We start from the raw sequence: 1,693 nt of genomic DNA on the forward strand, positions 1-1,693 counted from the left end.
TCAAGTTCTACCTCTCACCAGAAAATTGCCCGTGACTTGATGACGGCTGATGAAGTCGGGAATATGAAACGAGATGAATGTCTCGTACGCATTGCAGGAGTTCCTGTTTTTCGGACCAAGAAATATTTCCCACTCAAACACAAACATTGGAAGTTGCTCGCTGATAAGGAAACCGATGACCGTTGGTTGAACTATCACATCAATCCCCTAACCGCTGAGGTAGAGTTAGATTTGTCAGGCCATAAAATAAGGGATTTAAGCACAGAAACGACACTACATTAATAGAAATGAGGAATTATATGAATCAAAAACTATCAGGCTTTGTTTACGGAGTGGACGCTAGCTCCATGTTCTCCCAAGCCATGTCTCTATTACAAAAAGGCTTAATTGCAGTAGGAGCCTTTCTAGTTGTCATGGGCATTATCAACCTTTCAACCAACATTAAAGATGGTGGTCCAGGTGTCCGAAATGCTATTCTAGAAATTGTTGGTGGGGTCATGGTGGGAGCCGCAGGTGCTTTTGTGACACAGATTACCATTTAGAGGAGGGGAGGACAGCACATGACATGATGATGAATTTTACATCACCTTTTGTATTTCTAGCCTCTGAAAAAGTATCTAGCGATAGCCTTTTTGAAGGGTTTCAAGTGGATTTAGAATCAACCGCCAACTTGGTTAAGTCACTAGCGGACTTTAATCCGACGGTGTGGTCTTACATGACAGCCATTACCAAGGGGATTATGCAGCCCTTGGGAGTAGCTATTCTTGCGGTAGTTCTTGTACTCGAATTTTCAAAAATGGCCAAGAAAATCGCAAACTCAGGCGGTGCAATGACCTTTGAAGCCATAGCACCTATGATTGTCAGCTACATCATGGTCGCGGTCGTGATTACCAATACGACGGTTATTGTGGAAGCCATTATTGCCATTGCCTCTTATGTTATTGAACAAGTGGCAAGTCTTGTCACGAATGGTGGTGCTAATTATGATACCATCTCAGGCATTAAGGGATCTGGAATTGTAGGAAAAATGATTATTGGCTTTTTTGCGATTCTCATTTGGTTGGTACGAATGGCCAGCATCATGGTTGTCAATATCTTGATTACCATTCGCTTTATCCAACTCTATCTGATGATTCCTTTTGCCCCTGTTACCATTCCAACCTTCCTTAGTGATGACTGGAGAAGTGTTGGGATTGGCTACCTTAAGAATATAATGGTCTATGCCGTTCAAGGTATTTTGATTTTTCTAATTGTATCTCTTGTTCCCTTGTTTGAATCGGCTGGAAAGATTGCCGTATCAAATGGAGCTGGAGTGATGGAATCACTCGCCATTATGTTTGGTGGCTTGGTACAGGCCATCTTGTTAATCATTGCCTTGGTTGGCAGTCAACGGACCGCCCGAAGTATTTTGGGGATGTAGGAGGAAGGGAGTCATTATCTCGCCTCCTCTTTTTATAGCTTACTTAGATTGGAGAACATTTATGAACACTCGTGTCTTTAAGGACATCTCAAAGGTTCAACACAGGGCATGGTTAGGATTTACAACTAGACAGGTTATTTTTGTATTTCCAGCCGTCGCCATAACCATTTTGGTATTGGGCTTGAACCTATTTTACTGGCAATTTGGGGATTGGTTTGTCTATGGTTTTGTTTTTAGCTTTACCATTCCACTCATGTTATTTGGGGTCTATCG

General features: G+C 42.2%; 4 protein-coding genes. All 4 read left to right on the plus strand.

What is annotated here, in order from left to right; genetic code table 11:
* Positions 1-282, plus strand: a 282-nt coding sequence (locus tag ACQRDX_RS09230; RefSeq protein WP_427896597.1) for a type IV secretory system conjugative DNA transfer family protein, incomplete at its 5' end; no start/stop codon positions are given.
* 17 nt (positions 283-299) lie between these two features.
* A complete protein-coding gene (locus tag ACQRDX_RS09235) occupies positions 300-542 on the plus strand; it encodes a hypothetical protein (protein WP_001072171.1) in 243 nt (80 codons plus the stop codon).
* A gap of 23 nt (positions 543-565) precedes the next feature.
* A complete protein-coding gene (locus ACQRDX_RS09240) occupies positions 566-1,420 on the plus strand; it encodes a conjugal transfer protein TrbL (RefSeq protein ID WP_000980125.1) in 855 nt (284 codons plus the stop codon).
* 34 nt (positions 1,421-1,454) lie between these two features.
* On the plus strand, positions 1,455-1,693 hold a 239-nt coding region (locus tag ACQRDX_RS09245; protein WP_427897465.1), incomplete at its 3' end, for a PrgI family protein.

It is taken from the genome of Streptococcus sp. SGI.013 (assembly GCF_050315295.1).
GTDB lineage: Bacteria > Bacillota > Bacilli > Lactobacillales > Streptococcaceae > Streptococcus > Streptococcus porcorum.